18 protein-coding genes are annotated in these 18,657 nt (G+C 72.8%); 6 read left to right on the top strand and 12 right to left on the bottom strand.

The window, feature by feature from the left end:
* Positions 1–4 precede the first annotated feature (4 nt).
* Positions 5–1,195 carry a cytochrome P450 gene (locus tag ACYVOO_RS21265; RefSeq protein ID WP_461017239.1) on the bottom strand — a complete coding sequence of 397 codons (1,191 nt, stop codon included), beginning with the start codon at positions 1,193–1,195 and terminating at the stop codon, positions 5–7.
* A gap of 576 nt (positions 1,196–1,771) precedes the next feature.
* Between ACYVOO_RS21265 and ACYVOO_RS21260 the strand changes: the two genes are divergently transcribed.
* On the top strand, positions 1,772–2,080 hold the full coding sequence (locus tag ACYVOO_RS21260) for a hypothetical protein (RefSeq protein WP_461017238.1): 309 nt from the start codon (positions 1,772–1,774) through the stop codon (positions 2,078–2,080).
* A 284-nt stretch (positions 2,081–2,364) separates the two neighbouring features.
* Here ACYVOO_RS21260 and ACYVOO_RS21255 read toward each other — a convergent pair whose 3' ends face one another.
* The 3 genes from ACYVOO_RS21255 to ACYVOO_RS21245 all read right to left on the bottom strand — a co-directional run bounded on the left by ACYVOO_RS21255 (position 2,365) and on the right by ACYVOO_RS21245 (position 4,691).
* The gene (locus ACYVOO_RS21255) at positions 2,365–3,225 is read right to left on the bottom strand and encodes a helix-turn-helix domain-containing protein (RefSeq protein WP_453343975.1); all 861 of its coding nucleotides are present in this window, start codon (positions 3,223–3,225) and stop codon (positions 2,365–2,367) included.
* Between the two features lie 135 nt (positions 3,226–3,360).
* A complete protein-coding gene (locus ACYVOO_RS21250; RefSeq protein ID WP_461017237.1) occupies positions 3,361–4,185 on the bottom strand; it encodes a phosphotransferase in 825 nt (274 codons plus the stop codon).
* Positions 4,186–4,274: 89 nt separating this feature from the next.
* The gene (locus ACYVOO_RS21245) at positions 4,275–4,691 is read right to left on the bottom strand and encodes a nuclear transport factor 2 family protein (RefSeq protein ID WP_461017236.1); all 417 of its coding nucleotides are present in this window, start codon (positions 4,689–4,691) and stop codon (positions 4,275–4,277) included.
* Between the two features lie 197 nt (positions 4,692–4,888).
* Here ACYVOO_RS21245 and ACYVOO_RS21240 point away from each other — a divergent pair, with 197 nt between their 5' ends.
* Positions 4,889–6,580, top strand: coding sequence for a penicillin-binding transpeptidase domain-containing protein (locus ACYVOO_RS21240; protein WP_461017235.1), 1,692 nt, complete (start codon positions 4,889–4,891; stop codon positions 6,578–6,580).
* 158 nt (positions 6,581–6,738) lie between these two features.
* A complete protein-coding gene (gene bla, locus ACYVOO_RS21235) occupies positions 6,739–7,668 on the top strand; it encodes a class A beta-lactamase (protein WP_461017234.1) in 930 nt (309 codons plus the stop codon).
* Positions 7,669–7,981: 313 nt separating this feature from the next.
* On the opposite strand, the gene ACYVOO_RS21230 is transcribed toward bla, so the two are convergent.
* Both ACYVOO_RS21230 and ACYVOO_RS21225 read right to left on the bottom strand, forming a co-directional pair.
* A complete protein-coding gene (locus ACYVOO_RS21230; protein ID WP_461017233.1) occupies positions 7,982–8,620 on the bottom strand; it encodes a response regulator in 639 nt (212 codons plus the stop codon).
* Complete coding sequence (locus ACYVOO_RS21225) at positions 8,617–9,852, bottom strand: sensor histidine kinase (RefSeq protein ID WP_461017232.1); 1,236 nt, start codon at positions 9,850–9,852, stop codon at positions 8,617–8,619. Before ACYVOO_RS21225 ends, ACYVOO_RS21230 begins: the two co-directional genes overlap by 4 nt.
* Before the next feature lie 169 nt (positions 9,853–10,021).
* Here ACYVOO_RS21225 and ACYVOO_RS21220 point away from each other — a divergent pair, with 169 nt between their 5' ends.
* From ACYVOO_RS21220 to ACYVOO_RS21210, 3 genes are all read left to right on the top strand, one after another.
* Entirely contained in the window at positions 10,022–11,185 is a 1,164-nt protein-coding gene (locus ACYVOO_RS21220) for an ABC transporter permease (protein ID WP_461017296.1), read from the top strand.
* Positions 11,182–11,865 (top strand): ABC transporter ATP-binding protein, encoded by a 684-nt coding sequence (locus tag ACYVOO_RS21215; RefSeq protein WP_461017231.1) that lies wholly within the window; start codon positions 11,182–11,184, stop codon positions 11,863–11,865. Before ACYVOO_RS21220 ends, ACYVOO_RS21215 begins: the two co-directional genes overlap by 4 nt.
* A gap of 120 nt (positions 11,866–11,985) precedes the next feature.
* The gene (locus tag ACYVOO_RS21210) at positions 11,986–12,228 is read left to right on the top strand and encodes an aldo/keto reductase (RefSeq protein WP_461017295.1); all 243 of its coding nucleotides are present in this window, start codon (positions 11,986–11,988) and stop codon (positions 12,226–12,228) included.
* A gap of 68 nt (positions 12,229–12,296) precedes the next feature.
* On the opposite strand, the gene ACYVOO_RS21205 is transcribed toward ACYVOO_RS21210, so the two are convergent.
* From ACYVOO_RS21205 to ACYVOO_RS21180, 6 genes are all read right to left on the bottom strand, one after another.
* The gene (locus ACYVOO_RS21205) at positions 12,297–13,223 is read right to left on the bottom strand and encodes a LysR family transcriptional regulator (RefSeq protein ID WP_461017230.1); all 927 of its coding nucleotides are present in this window, start codon (positions 13,221–13,223) and stop codon (positions 12,297–12,299) included.
* 41 nt (positions 13,224–13,264) lie between these two features.
* On the bottom strand, positions 13,265–14,659 hold the full coding sequence (locus tag ACYVOO_RS21200; RefSeq protein ID WP_461017229.1) for an MFS transporter: 1,395 nt from the start codon (positions 14,657–14,659) through the stop codon (positions 13,265–13,267).
* A gap of 66 nt (positions 14,660–14,725) precedes the next feature.
* Entirely contained in the window at positions 14,726–15,940 is a 1,215-nt protein-coding gene (locus ACYVOO_RS21195; protein ID WP_461017228.1) for a M20 family metallopeptidase, read from the bottom strand.
* Positions 15,940–16,614, bottom strand: a complete 675-nt coding sequence (locus tag ACYVOO_RS21190; protein ID WP_461017227.1) for a DUF1028 domain-containing protein — start codon at positions 16,612–16,614, stop codon at positions 15,940–15,942. The genes ACYVOO_RS21195 and ACYVOO_RS21190 overlap by 1 nt, the downstream gene beginning before the upstream one ends.
* A complete protein-coding gene (locus ACYVOO_RS21185; RefSeq protein ID WP_461017226.1) occupies positions 16,611–17,081 on the bottom strand; it encodes a RidA family protein in 471 nt (156 codons plus the stop codon). Before ACYVOO_RS21185 ends, ACYVOO_RS21190 begins: the two co-directional genes overlap by 4 nt.
* 15 nt (positions 17,082–17,096) lie before the next feature.
* A complete protein-coding gene (locus ACYVOO_RS21180; RefSeq protein WP_461017225.1) occupies positions 17,097–18,437 on the bottom strand; it encodes a flavin-containing monooxygenase in 1,341 nt (446 codons plus the stop codon).
* Positions 18,438–18,657: the final 220 nt, after the last annotated feature.

Genomic DNA, 18,657 nt, shown 5'->3' with positions numbered 1-18,657 from the left:
GGGGTCACCATCCGATCGGCATGACGCGCGGTCCGCGTACCAGCATCTTGGTTTTCCAGGTGATGTCGCCCGCGAGGCGGAGACCGGGCATCCGGTCCAGCATCACCCGCAGGGTCTCCTGGAGTTCGACCCGGGCCAGGGCCGCGCCCAGGCAGTGGTGCACACCGTGGCCGAAGCCCACGTGGTGCCGGTCGTTGCGGTCCAGGACGAGGGCGTCGGGGTCCTCGAAGCGTTCCGCGTCGCGGTTGGCGGCGCCGAACGCGACCAGGACGGGCTCTCCCGCGCGCACGCGCGTGCCGCCGACCTCGACGTCCTCGGTGGCGTACCGCACGCGCCCGCCTCCCGAGCCCGTCGAGACGTAGCGCAGCAGTTCCTCGACGGCCGCAGGTATCAGACCGGGGTCGGCGCGCAGCCGCTCCCACTGCTCGGGTTCCTCGATCAGGACGTAGAGGAAGTTGGAGATCTGCGACGCGGTGGTCTCGTGTCCTGCGACCAGCAGGCTCACCCCCAGGTCGAGGAGTTCCTCCTCGCTGAGCCTGTCGTCGTCCACGCGGACGGCGATGAGCGCGCTCACCAGATCGTCGCGTGGTGCGGCGCGGCGCTTGTCGTACAGCTCGGTCATGTAGGACTGGAGGCCGGTCCTGCTGGCCTCGAATTCCTCCTTGCTGAGCCGGTTGGTGGAGAGCGCGTCGTCGCTCCACTGCCGGAACCTGGGCCTGTCCTCCAGCGGCACGCCGAGCAGTTCGCAGATGACCGAGACCGGCAGCGCGAGCGCGTAATGCTCGACGAGATCCACCGGCGGGCCCATCGCGAGCATCGCCCCGACCAGTTCCTCCGCCCTGGCGCGGATCGCGGGCCGCATCTCCTCCACCCTGCGCGGCGTGAACGCCTTCGCGATCAGGTTCCGGATGCGGGTGTGGTGCGGCGGGTCGGAGGAGAGGATCCCGGGCGGCGGCTGGACGGGCTGGGTGCGCGGGGCATCGTGACGCGCCGCCTCCTCCCGGCTGAAGCGCGGATCGCCCAGCACCGCCCGTACGTCGGCGAACCGAGTGGCGAGCCAGGCGGGTTCGCCGTAGGGCAGGCGTACCCGGGTCAGCCGGGGGTGCGCCAGGGCATCGCGGTAGCGCTCGTGCAGTGTCAACCCCTGCGGATCGTTGAAGGGGTATGCCAGCGGGGCTAATCGAGCGTCCGCCACAATCGTCCTCCCCCATCTCACGTCTTACGTGATTGAACGATTCCTGACGCTAAGCTCGGCGCTCCCCGGCGTCAATATGCCTTCGCGTTCCGGAGCCGTCGAAGGTGCGATTCCGCAGGTCGGCCCGAGAGGCGAGGAGTCCCGAAGACGCCGCGAGTCGAAATACTCCGTTCACATTCCCCGGCGCTCCCGACGGGGATTCCCGCTGCCCTACGAGGCACCGGCGGAGGAATTCCCGGACGGCGGAGAAGACGCCCATGAGGAGTCCCCCAATGTGAGTTGACGTGGGCTTATGCCATCCGGCCCGCTTCCGCGACGTCCCCCGGGAACACCTTTCCTCCTCCCTCCGGAGACGGCGCCGGCCCCTCCCCCACGGGCGGGACGACAGCGCACCACGGAAATAATTCCGGGCGGCCGGTTCGCTGGGAACGAGGGTGAGACATAAAGCAATAAGAGGAGCGAGAAAAGAAGAGTGAAATGAAATAGGGGTACGGATTGATAGGGGTCGCGACAGAACAGGGGGAGGGCACCGGGGTGTGCGGGCACGGATCGGCGACGCCCCCCGGCCTCCTGGCGATGACGGGCACACCCATCGTCCGTGACGGCTGGGACGACCCGAGGAAGCCCGTCGGCACCGGCCCGTTCCGGTTCGCCTCCTGCACGGCCGGACGCAGCTTCACCGGCCGCCGCTTCGACGACCGGCGCACCGTCCTCGAACAGGTCGCCCGCACCGCCGTACAGCTGCGCGGCCTCACCGCGCGGGAGGCCGAGCGGCAGGCCCGGCACCTGTGGGAGCGGCTCGGACTCACGTCGGAGCACACGACGCGGCACGCCGCCGCGCTGTCCAGCGGCGAGCTGCAACGTGCGGCGCCGTCGAGGCCGTAGCAGGCCGAGCAACCCGGCGCCAGAGGGTGTCTTCACAGCCCCTGGAAGGTCGGGCGACGGCCCTCGCGACATGATTTTGGGCCCGGGCGCCGTGCTCTGCACGGCGCCCGGGGCCCTCCCCCGTGTGTCCCGCTGCGGCCTCCGACGGCCGGGTACCGGCCGCTCCCCCGAAGTGGCCCGGCCAGATGGCCGGTCCGCGAGCCTTGAAGGGATCACTGGTAGGGACAGTAACGAGAGTGCCGTCCGGCCGTATTGGAAAAATGTGACCTGCCGGAGCGCCCCGTTCAGCGGGCCAGCGCGCCCTCCGCCCAGCGGGCCGCCGCCACCTGCCCTGGGGTGGTCTCGGCGAGTGCGCGGAACTCGCGGTTGAGGTGGGCCTGGTCGTAGAACCCGCAGGCAGCCGCGACCGCGGTGGGGTGCGTGTCCTGGGCGGTGAGCAGTCCCACCGCGCGGTGGAAGCGCAGCACCCGTGCGGCGGCCTTCGGCGCGAGGCCGATCTGCTGGGTGAACCGCCGCACCAGATAGCTCTGGCTCCAGCCGACCTCGGCGGCGATCCGGGAGACGGGCACCGTTCCGCCCGCGCCGACGAGCAGCCGCCAGGCGTGGCGCACCTCGGGCGCGGGGTCGGGGCCCTGCTCCAGGCGGGCCAGCAGGGCACGGTCCAGCAGGTCGAACCGGGTGGTCCAGTCCTCGGTTTCCGCCAGCCGCTCCACCAGCAGGCGGGAGCCGGGGCCGAGTACGTCGTCGAGTTCGACCACGCGGTTGGTCAACTCGCTCATGGGCAAGGCGAAGAGCCGGTACGCGCCGATCGGCGTCAGCTCCAGGCGGATCGCCTCCTGGCCGCCGGGGTGGGACAGCACCCGCGGCCCGTCCTCCAGTCCCGCGATCAGCGAGCCGACGGCGCCGCCGCTCCTGCTCTCCTCGTGCAGCCTGCGCACATGCGCGAAGGGCTCCCGCAGGTTGATCACCACCACGGCCCGCCCGGTGGGGACGAGCCGTACCTGGTACGGGAGGGGTCGGTCCGCCTCCCAGTAGCCGACGTAGCTGTGCAGGTACGGGCGCAGCCAGGGCGGCCAGGGCCGCGTCACCCGCCACCTGCCGCCGACCCAGGTGATCCGCAGTCCTCCGATTCCGGCACCCGACACGGATCTCTCCTCCGCTGGCGACAGGGCCCGGCGGTGTGAACGCCGGGCTTGGTGATGCTCGTTGGATCAGCCTTCACCAGCGTAACGTCCCCGCGAGCCGCCGCAGTTCACCTGCCCGGCCCGTGATCCATACAGCTAGTCTCCGGTTCCATGCGGCTGGCCTCCGGATCCATGCGGCTGGTCTCCGGCGGACGCCCAGAAGGACGCGGGCAACGCCTCCGCCTCGACGGCGGCCTGCCGCAGTTCCGCGGCCATCGGCTCCAGCGCGGTGTAGACCGGGTCACCGTCGGCTGCCAGGTGCTCGATGACGGCGGCGTTGGTACGGGCCCGCGCGGGCACCACGCCGGCGAACGCCGTGCGGTCGCCGTCGTAGCCGTACGCGTCGAGCAGCAGGTGCAGCCGTCGGCGGCGGTCCTCGAACGCGGTGAACCCCGTCCGCTCGGCCCATCGACGGGCGTGCAACGGCACCCAGGTCAGCGCGACGAACGCCAGCTCGAACTCGCGCGACGAAGGCCCGGCCGTGTCCCAGTCGAAGAACCCGGCCAGCTCGCCCTCGTGCCACACCGCGTTCCACGGGGCGGCGTCGTGGTGCCCGATGATCAGGCCAGGCTGCCATGTCTGTCCGGCGAGCCATCGCGCTTCGGGCGGCGGTACGAAGGATTCCGTCGCGTCGTGCAGCCGACGGACCCATCTGCCCACGCTCGTCAGCGCGGCGTCCGAGTACACCCACGCGGGCCAGGGAAGGTCCTCGCCCGCGGTCTCGCCCGCGAGATGCGACAGGATCTCGCGCCCCTGCTCGTCCGTCCCCAGGACCCGGGGCGCGCCGCGGAATCCCACGGCCTCCAGATGGCGCAGCGCCGCGTGCACGGCGGGCGTCCACGGCTGTACGGGGCGGTGGACGGCGTCGCCGATGCGCACCGCGCCCACGGTACGGCCGCCGGGCAGCCGCTGTTCCTCCATGACACGGTTGTACCGCTCGTCGAGCCGCCGCGCCTGCACACGTTCCGGCCACTGTGCGGACGTACGGACGCGCGGACGTTCTCAGCTCGTCAGCTCACCAGCTCGGGTGCGAAGTAGTCGCGCAGCCGGGCGATCTTCCCGTCCCGCATGCGGAAGATCTGCACCAGCGCGACCGCCACGTCCTCCTCGGTCCTCCCGTCTCCGTCGAAGACCGTGTCGATCTCGGCGATGAACACGTCGGGATCCAAGGTGGTGTGCAGTACATATCCGGACTTATCAAGGTTCGGCGCGCGGTCGTCCCCGGTCTGTCGCGCGTAGTACGCCGCCATCGCGCGACGGATCTCCTCACGCCCCACCAGCCTCCTGGGGAAGGCGGCGCCGACGGGCATGAGCGGTGCCTCGAAGACACCGTCCTCGGTGAACTGCTCGGCGAGGGCATCGGCGTTCCGGGAGATCGTCCCGGCGTAGAGGTAGCTCTCGAAGATCTCCCGCGGTGTTCGCGACATGACGGCCTCCCAAGGGTCGGACGCGGAAGGCCACCACACCACAGCGCGGCTCGCGGGAGGGCGGTTTCCGTGAACGACCGCGGTGCTCCGCCCGGCCCGCAAGGCTCTGACGGGCACTGATACGCGTGTCCGATCGTTCAGGTGTCGAGTGTGTATTCGAAATGCCGGTGAGCCGCGGCCTACAGAAGGAGGACACGTTGTCGTATCCGGAAGACCCCTATCCGCCCGCACAGGGCCGGAGCCGTAAGGGCAGACGGTGGGCGTTCGGCGTCCTCGCCCTCGTCGTGTTCGTGGCGGGCGGCGGCTACGCGGGTTATCGCTTCCTCGCCGGCGGGGGCACCGATCCCCGCGTCACCGAGGCCACGGACCGTCTGGAGCCGTTCCTGCAAGCGTGGGAGAAGGGGCAGGCGGAGGAGGCGAGCACCTACACCGACAGCCCGGACGCCGCCGAGTCGCTTCTGACGTCGGTGACGACCAACCTCGACCCGTCCCGGACGAAGATCACCACCGGAGAAGGCGAGCTGCGGGGCGAGGACGAGGTGCGGGTGCCCTTCAAGGTGTCGATGCGCATACCGGGCGTCGGCACATACGCCTGGGACTCCCGGGCACGGCTGAGCGAGCGGGCCGGGGAGTGGACGGTGCTGTTCTCGACGCCGACGGTCCATCCGAAGCTGCGGTCGGGCCAGACACTCGCGCTCAGCAGCCAGGGCAACAGGGGGAAGATCCTCGACCGCGACGGCGGCGAACTGGAGGCCGCCTCGCTCACCGGCACGGTCGACCCGGAGAGCGGCAAGGGCGTCTCCGGACTCCAGTCCCGCTACGACGAACGGCTCGCCGGGGGCGACGGTCCGCGGAAGGCGGTGGTGGCCGCCGACCGGCAGAGCGGGGAAGCCGTGCGGACGCTCTCCGGCCCGAAGGGCAGCAAGGGGGACAAAGGCAACAAGGGCGGCAAGGACAGCGAGAGCGGCAAGGGCCGGTCGGTGCGCACGACGATCGATCCGAAGGTGCAGCGCGCCGCGGCCGACGCCCTGTCCGGGGTGGAGAAGACGGCGGCGATCGTCGCCGTCGATCCCAGTAACGGGCACATACTGGCCGCCGCCAACAAGCCCGGCGGCATGAACCGGGCGCTGACCGGCCGCTATCCGCCCGGCTCCACCTTCAAGGTCGTCACCACCGCCGCACTGCTGGAACAGGGGCTGCGGCCCGACGATCCCGCGCCCTGCCCGAAGTACACCAGCGTCGACGGCCAGCGCTTCGAGAACCAGGACGAGTTCGCGCTGGCGGAGGGCTCGACGTTCCGGGAGGTGTTCGCGCGGTCCTGCAACACCTACTTCGTCGGCGCCCGCGGCAAGCTCGCCGACTCCGCGCTGCGCGACACCGCCCGTGCGTTCGGCATCGGCGGCGAGTGGGACGTGGGCGCCACCACCTACGACGGCGAGGTCCCGGTCAACACGAGCGACAACGACAAGGCCGCCGCCGTCATCGGCCAGGCGCGGGTGCAGGCATCCCCGCTGGTGATGGCCTCCCTCGCGGCCACCGTCAAGAAGGGCACGTTCGCCCAGCCGGTGCTGGTGCCGGACGGGGTGCGCGAGAAGTACCGGGCGCCAGAGAACCTCAGCCCCGAAGTGATCGCCGACCTCCGCTCGTTGATGCGCTCGACGGTGACGTCGGGTTCTGGCCACGCCCTCAAGGGCCTGCCGGGAGAGCCGCACGCCAAGACCGGCACGGCCGAGTTCGGCACCGAGGACCCGCCCCGTACCCACGCCTGGATGATCGGCTACCAGGGCGGGGACGACCTGGCCTGGGCCGTGCTCCTGGAGGACGGCGGATCCGGCGGCTCAGACGCCGGGCCCGTGGCGGCCCGGTTCCTCAAGAACCTGGGCTCCTGAAGAACCCCGGCTTCTGAAGCCGCCGCTAAGATCCCGCCAAGATCCCGTCGGGCCCCCGCCGGGCCCGGGCCCGGCCGTGCCGCACGACGCGCTCAACCCGCCCGGAACGGCACCCGACGAGGAAAGAAACACAACAAGGAACAGGAACGAGAACAACCGTGAGTCTCAGCACCACCGCACAAACCCGCCCCTCCCGCCGCAGGCTCCTAGCCCTCGGCGCGGGAACGGCCCTGGCCACCCTGGTACCCGCCGCGCACACCACGGCGTCCGCCGCCGCGCCGGGCGGAAAGCTCTCCGGCCAACTGCACGCTCTGGAGGAGGAGTACGCCGCTCGGCTGGGCGTCTTCGCCCTCGACACCGCCTCGGGCGCGACGGTGTCCTACCGCGCCGGCGAACTCTTCCCGATGTGCTCCGTGTTCAAGGCCCTCACCGCCGCGGCCGTCCTGCGAGACGTGGACCAGCACGGCGAGTTCCTCGCCCGGCGCATCCACTACACCGAGAAGTTCGTCAAGGACTCGGGCTACATACCGGTCACCGGGAAGCCGGAGAACATCGCCCAGGGCATGACCGGCGCCGAGCTGTGCGCGGCGGCCGTCAGTGAGAGCGACAACGGCGCCGCTAACCTGCTGCTGCGCGAGCTGGGCGGCCCCACCGCCATCACCCGCTTCTGCCGCTCCCTCGGGGACGACACGACCCGCCTCGACCGCTGGGAGCCGGACCTGAACAGCGCCGAGCCCTGGCGGACCGAGGACACCACCAGCCCGGAGGCCGTCGGCAGGACCTTCGGCCGTCTCCTCGTCGGCCGCGCGCTCGCGCCCCAGGACCGGGAACGGCTGCGGGACTGGCTGATCGCGAACACCACCAACACCGAGCGCTTCCGCGCGGGGCTGCCCGACGACTGGATCCTGGCGGACAAGACGGGCGGTGGCGCGCAGTACGGCGTGGCCAACGACGTGGGCGTCGTCCAGCCGCCCGGGCGTGCCCCGCTGGTGCTCTCGATCCTCTCGACGAAGTACGACCCGCAGGGTCCGACGGACAACCCGCTGGTGGCCAGGGCCGCCGCCCTCGTGGCCGCCGAACTCACCTAAGGAGCCCGGCGCCCGCACCGCCCCGGCACCCCGGCGCGCTGACGGCCGGGGCGGTGCGGGGCGAGGCTGTGCGGGCGCGGCCCTGTGCGGAACTCGCGGGTCGCACCGTGTGCGGTGTGGGTCAGGGCCGACGTGCCCACGGCGACCCGGATGCTCAGCGAGGGCCTGGAGGCGTGGCTGCGCGAGCTGAAGTCCGCCGCCGAAGCCCGCGCCCACGGCCCGTCGCACCGACCCGCGAACCGGCCCCGCGGGCTCGGGCGTCGGGCGCCATGCGGTCTCGCGGTGCGGCCACCACCGGTCCGCCGGCCCCCCGTCACCGGATGAGGCCGAGCTCCGTTGCGGCGGCGACGGCGGCGGTGCGGGAGGCGACGCCCAGCTTGGCGTAGACGCGGACGAGATGGGACTTGACGGTGCCCTCCGTGAGGTGGAGCCGGGCACCGACGGCCTGGTTGGACAGGCCCTCGGCGACGAGCGCGAGCACCTCGCTCTCGCGCCGGGTGAGGGCGGTGCCGGGGGCTCGCAGCCGGTGCATCAGCCGGTCGGCGACGGCCGGTGCCAGCGTGGTGCGGCCCACGGCGGCGCTGCGCACGGCCGCGGCCAGGTCCTCCGGCGGCGCGTCCTTGAGGAGGTAGCCGGTGGCACCCGCTTCGATGGCGGGGAGGGTGTCGGCGTCGGTGTCGTAGGTGGTGACGATCAGCACGCGGGGTGCGCCGGGGCGCGCTGTGACGGCCGCGGTGGCCTCGGCGCCGTTCATTCCGCCGCCGAACTGGAGGTCCATGAGGACGACGTCGATACCGCCCCGCGCCGCGCGGACGACGGCCTCCTCGGCGGTGGCGGCCTCGGCCACCACATCGATGCCCTCCTCGGTCTCCAGCACGGCGCGCAGCCCCGCCCGCACGACGGGGTGGTCGTCCGCGAGCAGCAGGCGGATCGGGGCGGGGGGTTCGGTCACGGGCGGGCCTCGGTCATCGGGTCGGCGGCGGGCGTGTGCAGGGGCAGCCGGACGGCCAGGGCGGTGCCGTGGCCGGGCACCGACTCGACGGTGAGGGTGCCGCCGAGGGCGTGGGCGCGGTCGCGCATGGCGGCCAGCCCGAACCCGTAGTCCCGGGCGCCGGGCAGGCGGCGGGGGTCGAAGCCGTGTCCGTCGTCGGCGACGTCCATGGCGACGTGGTCACCGAGATAGCTGAGGGCGACCTCCGCAGTGGTGGCCCCCGCGTGCTGGACCGTGTTGGCGAGGGCCGACTGGGCGATGCGCAGCAGCGCGATCTCGTGCGCGGTCGGCAGCGGTACGGGGTCGCCGGCGAGGCGGAAGCGGGCGGTGAGCCGGTGGTCGGCACCGGTGCTCGCGCACAGCCGTTCCAGCGCGTCGACGAGGGTGGTGTCCTCCAGCGCGGGCGGGGCGAGCGCCGCGACGAAGCGGCGGGCCTCGGCGAGATTGTCGACGGCGGCCCGTCGCGCCTGGCCGACGTGGCGTCCCGCGCTCTCCGGCGCGTGTGGCAGTGCGCGCTCGGCGGCGCGCAGCAGGAGCTGGATGCTGGACAGGCCCTGGGCGAGGGTGTCGTGGATCTCGCGGGCCAGGCGCTGCCTCTCGGCCAGCACACCGGCCGTGTGCTGGGCCCTGGCCAGGTCGGCGCGGGTGGCGGTGAGCTGCTCGATCAGGCGCCTGCGCTCCTCGCTCTCCCGGTACAGGGCCTGGTACCCCCACACCACGGCCACCGCCACGGCGGCACCGAGCGCGGGGCCGATCACCATCGCCGCGCCGATAGTGCCCCGGTGGGCGGCGAACCCCGCGATCGCCACCGCCGCGGTGGCCGCCACGGTGGCCGGTGCGGCGCGGCGGGGCAGCAGATGGAGCTGGAGGAAGTAGAGGGGGAACGCCACCCACACCCCGTCGGCGGTGAGTGCCAGCAGCACCAGCCACGCGGCGCCCACGGCCGCCAGCCACAGCGCGGCGGCCCGCCACGAGCGGCGCACTCGCGGCAGCACGGGGCCGACCGCGTAGACCAGACCGCATCCGACGGCCGCGACGACGACCCGTCCGGCGTGCGCGCCGCCCTCGGCGACGGCCCGGCCGGCGGCCAGCACGAGCAGGCCGATGACCAGCAGGTGCAGGCACCAGGTCAAGGCACGTGTGGTGGGGGTCAGTGGTGTGCCGGGGGCCGGGGCGGGGGCGGTGGTGTTCACAGTCCCTCCACCCTAGGGAAAGGTCCCCGGCGCGGCCTCCATCGAAAGTTGCAACCGGCGGGCCCCCTTTCGACGCGCCAAGTGCGGCCCTGCGCCAGATGCCCGCGCGGGCACCGGCGGCGACGGTGGAGAGGTACCACTTCCACCCATGAAATGGCAGGTCAACGCCGTGTTCGTCGCCTGGAGAGACGTGAGGTTCGCCAAGGGGCGCTTCGCCCTGATGGGAACCGTCGTCGTACTGATCACCCTGCTGGTCGGGCTGCTGTCCGGGCTGACCGCCGGGCTGGGGCAGCAGAACGTCTCCGCGATCACGGGGCTGCCCGCGAGCCGGATCGCTTTCGGCGCGCCGGGCGAGCGCGTAAGCGGGGACGGGGGCGGAAGCGGCGACGGGGGCGAGGAGCTTTCGTACGCGAACTCGGCCGTCACCGAGAAGCAGTGGCGGCGCTGGGCCGAGGTCCCCGGCGTGCGCGGCGCCGAGCCGCTGGGCATCACCACCACGAGGGCCACCGCCGGGCAGAGGAGCGCCGGGGTGTCCGCTTTCGGCGTCCGGCCCGGTTCCGCGCTCGCCCCCTCCCCCGGCGGCGGCGCGATCGACGACCGCTCGGTGGTGCTGTCCGCGACCGCCGCCGACGAGCTCGGCGTCGGGACGGGCGACACCCTCGCGCTCGCCGGGCGCAAGGTGACCGTCGCGGCCGTGAGCGGTGACGCCTCCTTCAGCCACACCCCGGTCGTGTGGACCAGCCTCGGCACCTGGCGAAGCACCGCGCCCCCCACTCACCAGGCCACCCGTGAAGCCACCCGCCAGGCCGACGGTGAGGACGGGGCGACCGCCACCGTCATCGCCCTGAACCCCTCCCCCGGCACCGACATCGCGGCCGCCGACCGGGCGGCGGGCACCGTGACGGTCTCCAAGGAGGACTCGCTGTCCGCGATCGGCTCCTACACCTCCGAGAACGGCTCTCTCCAGCTCATGCGCGGTTTCCTGTTCGCGATCTCGGCGCTGGTCGTCGGCGCCTTCTTCACCGTGTGGACCGTCCAGCGCAGCGGCGACATCGCCGTCCTCAAAGCGCTGGGCGCCTCGACCGCCGACCTGCTCAAGGACGCGCTCGGCCAGGCCGTCGTCCTGCTGACCGTGGGCACCCTGCTCGGCACGGGCGTCGCCGCCGGGCTCGGTGCGCTGCTCGCCGGTGGCGCGGTGCCGTTCCTCCTGACCCCCGCCACCGTCCTCGTCCCGGCGGCCGTGATGGTCGCCCTCGGCGCGCTCGGTGCCGCCCTGTCCGTCCGCCGCATCACCTCCGTCGACCCGCTGACCGCGCTGGGGAGCGCCCGATGAGCCTGCACCTGAGCGACATCACCCTCACCTACCCGGACGGCGACTCCCGCCTGACCGCGCTCGACCATGTCTCCCTCCATGTCCCCGAAGGCAGCCTGACCGCCGTCGTCGGGCCCTCGGGGTCGGGCAAGTCCAGCCTCCTCGCGGTCGCCGCCACCCTCATCGCCCCGGACGCCGGTACCGTCACCGTCGACGGCACACCCACCACCGGCATGACGCGCGCCGAACTCACCGCCTTGCGCCGCCGCACGGTCGGCATCGTCTTCCAGCAGCCCAACCTGCTGCCTTCCCTCACCGCCGTCGAACAGCTCCAGGTCATGGCGCGGATCGACGGGCGGAAGCCGCGCGGCGCCCGCGAGCGGGCCATGGAGCTGCTGGACACCGTCGGCCTGGCCGACCAGGCGGGGCGGCGCCCCCACCAGCTCTCCGGCGGCCAGCGCCAGCGGGTCAACATCGCCCGCGCGCTGATGAACGACCCCACCGTGCTCCTCGTCGACGAACCGACCAGCGCCCTCGACCACGAGCGCGGCGCCGCCGTCGTCGGCCTGATCGCCCGGCTCACGCACGCGCGTGCCGTCGCGACCGTCCTGGTCACCCACGACCGCGCCCACCTCGCCTCGGCCGACCGGATCGCCGAGGTCCACGACGGGCGTCTCCGCCGCACCGCCACGGTGCCGTGACCCGCCGCCCCGCCCGTCCGCCCTGCCGGAGGCGGAGAATGCCGGTGACCGACGGAACGGCGGCCGACGGAGGGGGTTCGGGATGCGGGCGGACGAAACGGTGGTGCCGGGCCGGAGGCACTGGCCCGGCGGGTAGCCGCGTGGCACGCGCTCTGCCGGGACTTCGGGGTGCCGCCGAAGGCGGCGGCCGTCCGGTTCCCCTTCGGCCACCCCTCGGTGGCCTGCGTCGTGGTCGGGGCACGGACGCCCGACGAGGTCGAGGACACCGTCCGCATGCTCGCCCACCCCGTACCGGGCGCGTTCTGGGCCGCCGCGCGGAAGGCGGGGCTGCTGCCAGCCGGGGTGCCCCTTCCCGCGGAGTGACCGGGGTCCGCGGCGAACGGATCCGCAGTGGGCGGCTGCGGTGAGGGGGCGAGGGGCGGGGTTGCGGCTCAGACCGTGCCGGTACCGGCGGCGGTCTCCCGCAGCAGGTCCATCACCGCCCGGGCACGGGCCGTGTGGGTCATGCCTCCCACGGAGGCGATCTTGACTTCGAGCGGGGGCCCGCCGTCCCGCAGCTCCAGCTCCGCGACCTCGCCGCCGCCGTAGGTCTGGCCCGTCGCGGGACGCTGATTGAGCACGGAGTACCCGAGCCCGCGTGCCACCAGTGAGCGCACGGTCTCATAGCTCTGGGTTCGGTAGCGGACGTCGGGCGCGGTTCCGGTGGCGGCCACCAGCGAGTGGAAGTAGTCGCGGCTGTGGGGCAGGTCCAGCAGCACGAGCGGTTCAGCGGACAGTTCGCTCAGCTCCACGCTGCCCCGCGCGGCCAGCGGATGACCGGCCGCGACGATGACGTAGGCGGGGGCGATGGCGATCGTCTCGGTGTGCAGGTTCTGCTCGGCCGTCAGCCCGAGGCCGTAGGTGAGGGCGAAGTCGACGCGTCCCGCTGTCAGCGCCTGGACGAGCTGGTCCGTCTCCGCCTCGACCACGCCGATCTCGACGTCAGGAAAGCGCGCGGTGCACTCGCTGAACAGGGGCGGCAGGTAGTAGGGGGCCAGGGTCACGAAGCAGCCGACGGTCACAGGGCCCGAGAGGGTCCCGCCGTCCCCTCGCGCCTCCTGCTCGACCTCGCGGGCGCGGGCCAGCAGGTCCCTGGCCTGCTGCCGCAGCCGCTCCCCCGCAGGGGTCAGGGTCAGCCCCCGGCCCCTGCGGCGGATGAACAACTGCACCTGGAGGTCCCGCTCCAGGCTGTGCACGGCGGCGGACACGGCCGACTGCGCGATGTGGAGTTCCAGCGACGCCTCCGTCATCGAGCCGCGCTCGGCCGCTGCCAGGAAGTAGCGGAGCTGTACGAGGGTGAAACCCGACGGTGACGTCATACGAGACCTTCGTGCCAGATGAACCGTGTCCGCGCCCGACCCTATGCGGAGGAGGGTGAGGAGGGTGGTGTGCCGGGCACGTCCTCGGGGCGCAGCAGTGCGGAACCGGCGGTCTCCTTCAGGGACAGGGCCGCGACGAGGCCGACCACGGCGAACACCATCAGATACGGTCCTGGCACCAGTGTGCTGCCCGTCGCGGAGATGAGCACGGTCATCAGATAGGGCACGGTGCCGGCGAACAGCGCGGCGGTGATGTTGTAGGCGACGGACAGTCCGCTCTGCCGGGTGCGGGTGGGGAAGACCTCGGCCGACCACACCGCGTAGGTGCCGAGGATCGCCGCCAGGATCACGCCGAGCAGCAGACCGGCGGCCCACGTTCCGGCGAGCCCGGTCCGCATCAGCAGGAACGCCGGGGTGGAGACGAGCAGCAGGGCCACCGTCGCTCCGATGAACACGGGCTTGCGGCCCACGCGGTCGGAGAGGGTGCCGAACAGCGGCACGAGCACCAGGCCCAGCAGGGAGATGACGGTGGACAGCAGCGCCGCGCTGTCGGCCGAGTGGCCCAGGTGGTCGGTCTCGTAGGTGACGAGGTAGGTGAGCACCGCGTAGAAGGGGACGTGCATGGCCGCCATCAGGCCGGCCGCCTGGAGCAACTGCCGCTTGTGGGAGCGGAGCAGTTCGCGCGCCGGACTGTGCGGGACGGTGTCGTTGGCTTCGAGCGCCCGGTACTCCGGCGTGTCCTCGATCTTGTTGCGGATGATGAAGCCGATGACGCCGAGCGGCCCGGCGACGAGGAAGGGAACACGCCAGCCCCAGGAGGTGAGCTGCTGCTCGTCGAGCCCGGTGGACAGCAGCAGGAAGACGAAGGACCCGGCGAGGAAGCCGACCAGGGAGCCGACCTCCAGCCAGCTCACGCCGAACCCGCGACGGCGCCGGGGCGCGCTCTCGGCGAGGAAGCTGGCCGCGCTGCCGAACTCGCCGCCCGCCGCGAAGCCCTGGACCAGGCGCAGGACCACCAGGAGTACGGGCGCCGCGATCCCTATCGACGCGTAGCCGGGGAGCAGGCCGATGGCCAGGGTGGCGCCGGACATCGTGAAGATGACCAGGGACAGGGTGCGTTTGCGGCCGATTCTGTCGCCGAGCGGTCCGAAGACCAGGGCTCCGATGGGCCGGATGCCGAACGAGACGGCGAACACGCCGAACACGGCGAGCAGCCCGCTCGTGCTGTCCTCGGCCGGGAAGAAGACGGTCGCGACGGTACCGGCGAGATAGGCGTAGGCGGCCCAGTCGAACCAGTGGACGAACACGCCGATGGCGCCCGCGGCGACGTTCCTGCGCAGGGCGACCGCGTCGACGGCCGCCTCGGTCCCAGGCTCGGTCCCGGCCTCGGGCTCGGCCTCGGCAGTCGTCGTGGCGCCGCTCTTACGGGTGGGCATACGCGCCTCCTTGTGGGGATGGGTGGAGTGGCCGGAGCTGTGCGGGTGCCGTCGGCCGCCGTGTCCTCAGTGCGCGCGCCGACCGGCCGACGCGCCGGGGCCCACGTCGCCGCCCGGGCCCACGTCGCCGCCCGGGCCCACGTCGCCGCCCGGATCCACGCCGCTCCGGTCCACGCCGGTCCAGGCCAGCGCGGTCGCCCCGTCGAGCAGGGCACGCTGGGCCGTCCCGCCCACGCAGTACGCGGCGAACTCGTGCTGGTGGTTGGTGGCGGGCAGGGAGCCGATGCCGATGTAGGGGTGGATGGCGGGCACCACCTGCGAGACGTTGCCCATGTCGGTGGAGGCGCGGTTCATCCGCGCCGCCTGGCCGGGCGGCGCGAACTCACGTCCCAGGGCGAGGGCGTTCGCCCGGTAGTGCCCGAGCGCGGTCTCGTCCGTGCGGAACTCCGCGTACGGCTTGCTCTCCGGCTCGATCACCAGGTCGCAGCCGGTGGCGAGTGCCCCCGCCTCGAAGGCCCGCATGACGCGCGGCTCCAGCTCGGCCAGTTCGGCGAGCGTCTCGGCCCTGACGTACCAGCGCCCCGACGACCGTTCCGGGATGGCGTTCGGCGCGTCCCCCGCGTGGGTCACCACGCCGTGCACCCTCGCCGAGGACGGCAGTTGCTGGCGCAGCAGCCCGATGGCGACCTGGGCCACGGTGAAGGCGTCGGCGGCGTTGACCCCGGACTCGGGGTAGGCGGCGGCGTGCGCCGACCTCCCGGTGTAGGAGACCTTGGAGTGGCTGACCGCGAACGGGCGGGCCTCGGCGACGTCGACCGGCGCCGGGTGCACCATCATCGCGAGGTCGGCCCCGGCGAAGGCACCGCGCTCCAGCATCTCGATCTTGCCGCCGCCGCCCTCCTCGGCCGGGGTGCCGTAGACCTCCACGGTGAGTCCGGCGTCGTCGGCGACGGCGGCCAGGCCGAGCGCGGCGCCGACCGCGCTCGCCGCGATGAGGTTGTGCCCGCACGCGTGCCCCAGCCCCGGCAACGCGTCGTACTCGGCGCACAGCGCGATCCGGACGGGCCCGCTGCCGAACCGGGCGCGGAACGCGGTGTCCAGGCCCAGATAGGACGAGGTGACGTCGAATCCGGCGCGGTCCAGCAGTTCCGGTACGCGCGCCGCCGCCCGGTGCTCCTCCCAGGCGGTCTCCGGGTCGGCGTGCAGCCCCTCGGAGAGGCCGGTCAGCTCCGCTGCCCGGCGGGCGATCGCCTGCCGTGCCGCCTCCTTCAGCGCGCTCATCACAGGTCTCCCGGGACGCCGTACGAGGGGGAGGACGCGGGGTCGAGCCCGCGCCGGACATAGTCGTCCCGCTGCGGCAGCCACACGTCGAGGAGTTCGCCGAGCCGGTCCAGGGGGTCCTCGGCCCAGTCCACCCGCAGGTCGGTCACCCGCCAGCCCACGTCCGCGACGACCGCCAGCCCCGCCGAGTACACCGGGCCCTCCTCGCCGCCCGCCGCGACGGCGGCCTTCATCGCGGTCACCAGCCGCTCTTCCAGCTCCCCCGTGGCGGCGGCGTAGGCGTCGAGGAGGACGCCGGGGATGTGCTCGCCGGAGAGCATGTTGCCCGCCGCCACGGCGCCGTCCGCCGTGGCCGAGGCGTGTGTGCCCAGCGTCCGCGGTCCGCTGTAGGCGTGGCCCGGCCCGGACCGGCCGAGCGCGGTGAGCTGGCGGTAGGCGATGGTCTTGGCATTCCGCTCCGCGCCGGTGACGTCCGCGAGGGCCCGGCGCGCGTCGCCGTGGTCCGCCAGTCCGTCGAGCAGATCGGTGCCGAGCGTGGGGTCGGTGATGTTCTGCGACGTGGCCGCGCCGGTTCCGGGCCGCAGATGGACGACTCGCGCCGCGACCGCCGGGCTCGACGAGCTGGCCGCGATGCCGAACCGTTCGCCGTCCCGTACCACCAGGGAGAACGTCATGCCCGGTCCTCCTTGGGGAGCACGGCCACGGCGTCGATCTCGCACAGCCACTCCGGACGTGCCAAGGCCGACACCACAAGACCGGTGGAGATCGGGTGGACGCCCTTGGTCCAGCGGCCCACGGTGCGGTAGACCGCCTCCCGGTAGCGGGGGTCGACGAGATAGATGGTCAGCTTGACCAGGTGCTCCATCCGGCTGCCCGCCTCTTCGAGCAGCATGCTGATGTTCGCCATGGCCCGCTCGGCCTGCGCCTCTGCGTCACCGATGCCGACGGACTCGCTGGTGTCGAGGTCCTGGCCGATCTGGCCCCTGACGTACACCGTGTCGCCCGCGACGACGGCCTGGCACAGGTCGTTGTCGAGGTTCTGCTCGGGATAGGTGTCGCGGGTGTTGAACGGACGGATCCGGGTGTGCCCGCCCGCGACGATCGGGGCCCTCGCCGGGCGGCCTTCGCTGGTGGAGGTCATCATCCGCTCCTTTCCTCAGTTCTTCGACGACGCTCGCGCGGCGCCGGACGGGTCGGTGGTGCTGCCCGGATCGGTGGTCCCGGTCAGGCCGGGGGTCCCGGGCAGGTCCGTGGTGCCGTACGCGAGGTAGCCGCGCCGGGTCGCGATGTGGTCGGCGACGTACCTGGCGTCGTGCCAGACACCCCAGATGAAGCTCGACCCGCGGCGCGACAGCCAGGGCAGGCCGAGGAAGTAGACGCCGGGCTCGCGGGACACTCCCCGCCGCTGGTCGGGGCGGCCGTTCTCGTCGAACGCGTCGACGTCGAGCCAGCCGTAGTCGGCGGCGAAGCCCGTCGCCCAGACGATCGAGGTGACCCCTGCCCCGGCCAGGTCCAGCTCCAGCCTGGGATCGGTCACACACTCCGGGTCGGGCCCGAGGACGTGTGCCTCCGGCTCCTCGGGGAGGTCGAGCCCGTTGCGCTCGACGTACGTGTCGGCGGCGCGGAGGAGGTCGAGGTACTTGGTGTCGCCGAGCGCGATGTTCGCCGCGAGGTCGGGTGCGAAGCGCAGTACGCCGTCGTCGCAGGACGCGGTCATGCCGACGAGTTCGATGCCGTCGGCGGCCAGGGCGCGGAAGTCCACGGTGTGGCCGCCACGCGCTCCGCTGACCGCGATGGTGACATGTGCGGCGCCCTGGGGCGGCGTCTCCGCGTCCCACAGCCCGAGCACACCGAGCCACCAGCAGAAGTCACGTCCGCGGTATGTGCGCGGAGGACGGTCGTGCGGGCCGACGGAGAGGAGGACCCGACGCCCTGAACGGCGCAGCTCGTCGGCGATCTGGACACCGGACGAACCGGCCCCGACCACCAGGACCGTGCCCTCGGGCAGTTGCTCCGGGTTGCGGTACCCGCTGGAGTGCAGCTGCACGGGGACGGCGCCGTCCGGGACGAGCGGCGGGATCACGGGCCGCTGGAACGGCCCGGTCGCGGCCACCACGAACCGTGCGTCGAGGGAGCCCTCCGACGTCTCGACCCGGAAACCGGGCCGTCCGGTGTGCCTGCGCACCGAGGTCACCTCGACACCGCACCGGACAGGGGCGCCGATCTTCTCGGCGTAGGCGACGAAGTAGTCCGCGACCTGTTCCTTCGAGGCGAAGGCGTCGGGCGCGACGTCCTGGAACTCCAGCCCCGGGAACCGGTCGTGCCATGCGGGACCGTTCGCGACCAGGGAGTCCCACCGCTCCGAGCGCCACCGCTCGGCGATGCGGTGCCTCTCCAGGACGACGTGCGGTACGCCGTGGGCGCCCAGGTGCTCGCTCATCGCCACACCGGCCTGACCGGCGCCGACGACGACCACTTCGGTCTCTTCACTCGACAATGTCCACCTCCACTCAGGCGGTGGCAGGCCCGTGCTGCGTCGGCCTTGCCACCGCACGAGACATCCTTGAGTGCGGGTGGAGTTCTGTCGAACAGATGTTTCCGTTGTGAGCGATCTGATTTTCCGATGCGGGCGCGTGCGCGCGGGACCGCGACCGGAATGGGCGGCCGGTCGCGGCCCCGTGCACCTCGGCCGACGGTCAGCTCCGGCCGGGTCAGGT

It is taken from the genome of Streptomyces daliensis (assembly GCF_054782395.1).
The sequence above is the reverse complement of the archived record's forward strand: the minus strand, read 5'-3'. Positions and strand labels throughout refer to the sequence as shown.

What these genes read in the sequence shown, in the direction of transcription:
- ACYVOO_RS21195 (WP_461017228.1), bottom strand. Translation starts at nt 15,940, where the DNA reads ATGAGCGCGCTGAAGGAGGCGGCACGGCAGGCGATCGCCCGCCGGGCA.
- ACYVOO_RS21190 (WP_461017227.1), bottom strand. Translation starts at nt 16,614, where the DNA reads ATGACGTTCTCCCTGGTGGTACGGGACGGCGAACGGTTCGGCATCGCG.
- ACYVOO_RS21260 (WP_461017238.1), top strand. Translation starts at nt 1,772, where the DNA reads ATGACGGGCACACCCATCGTCCGTGACGGCTGGGACGACCCGAGGAAG.
- ACYVOO_RS21215 (WP_461017231.1), top strand. Translation starts at nt 11,182, where the DNA reads ATGAGCCTGCACCTGAGCGACATCACCCTCACCTACCCGGACGGCGAC.
- ACYVOO_RS21250 (WP_461017237.1), bottom strand. Translation starts at nt 4,185, where the DNA reads ATGGAGGAACAGCGGCTGCCCGGCGGCCGTACCGTGGGCGCGGTGCGC.
- ACYVOO_RS21245 (WP_461017236.1), bottom strand. Translation starts at nt 4,691, where the DNA reads ATGTCGCGAACACCGCGGGAGATCTTCGAGAGCTACCTCTACGCCGGG.
- ACYVOO_RS21185 (WP_461017226.1), bottom strand. Translation starts at nt 17,081, where the DNA reads ATGACCTCCACCAGCGAAGGCCGCCCGGCGAGGGCCCCGATCGTCGCG.
- ACYVOO_RS21200 (WP_461017229.1), bottom strand. Translation starts at nt 14,659, where the DNA reads ATGCCCACCCGTAAGAGCGGCGCCACGACGACTGCCGAGGCCGAGCCC.
- ACYVOO_RS21205 (WP_461017230.1), bottom strand. Translation starts at nt 13,223, where the DNA reads ATGACGTCACCGTCGGGTTTCACCCTCGTACAGCTCCGCTACTTCCTG.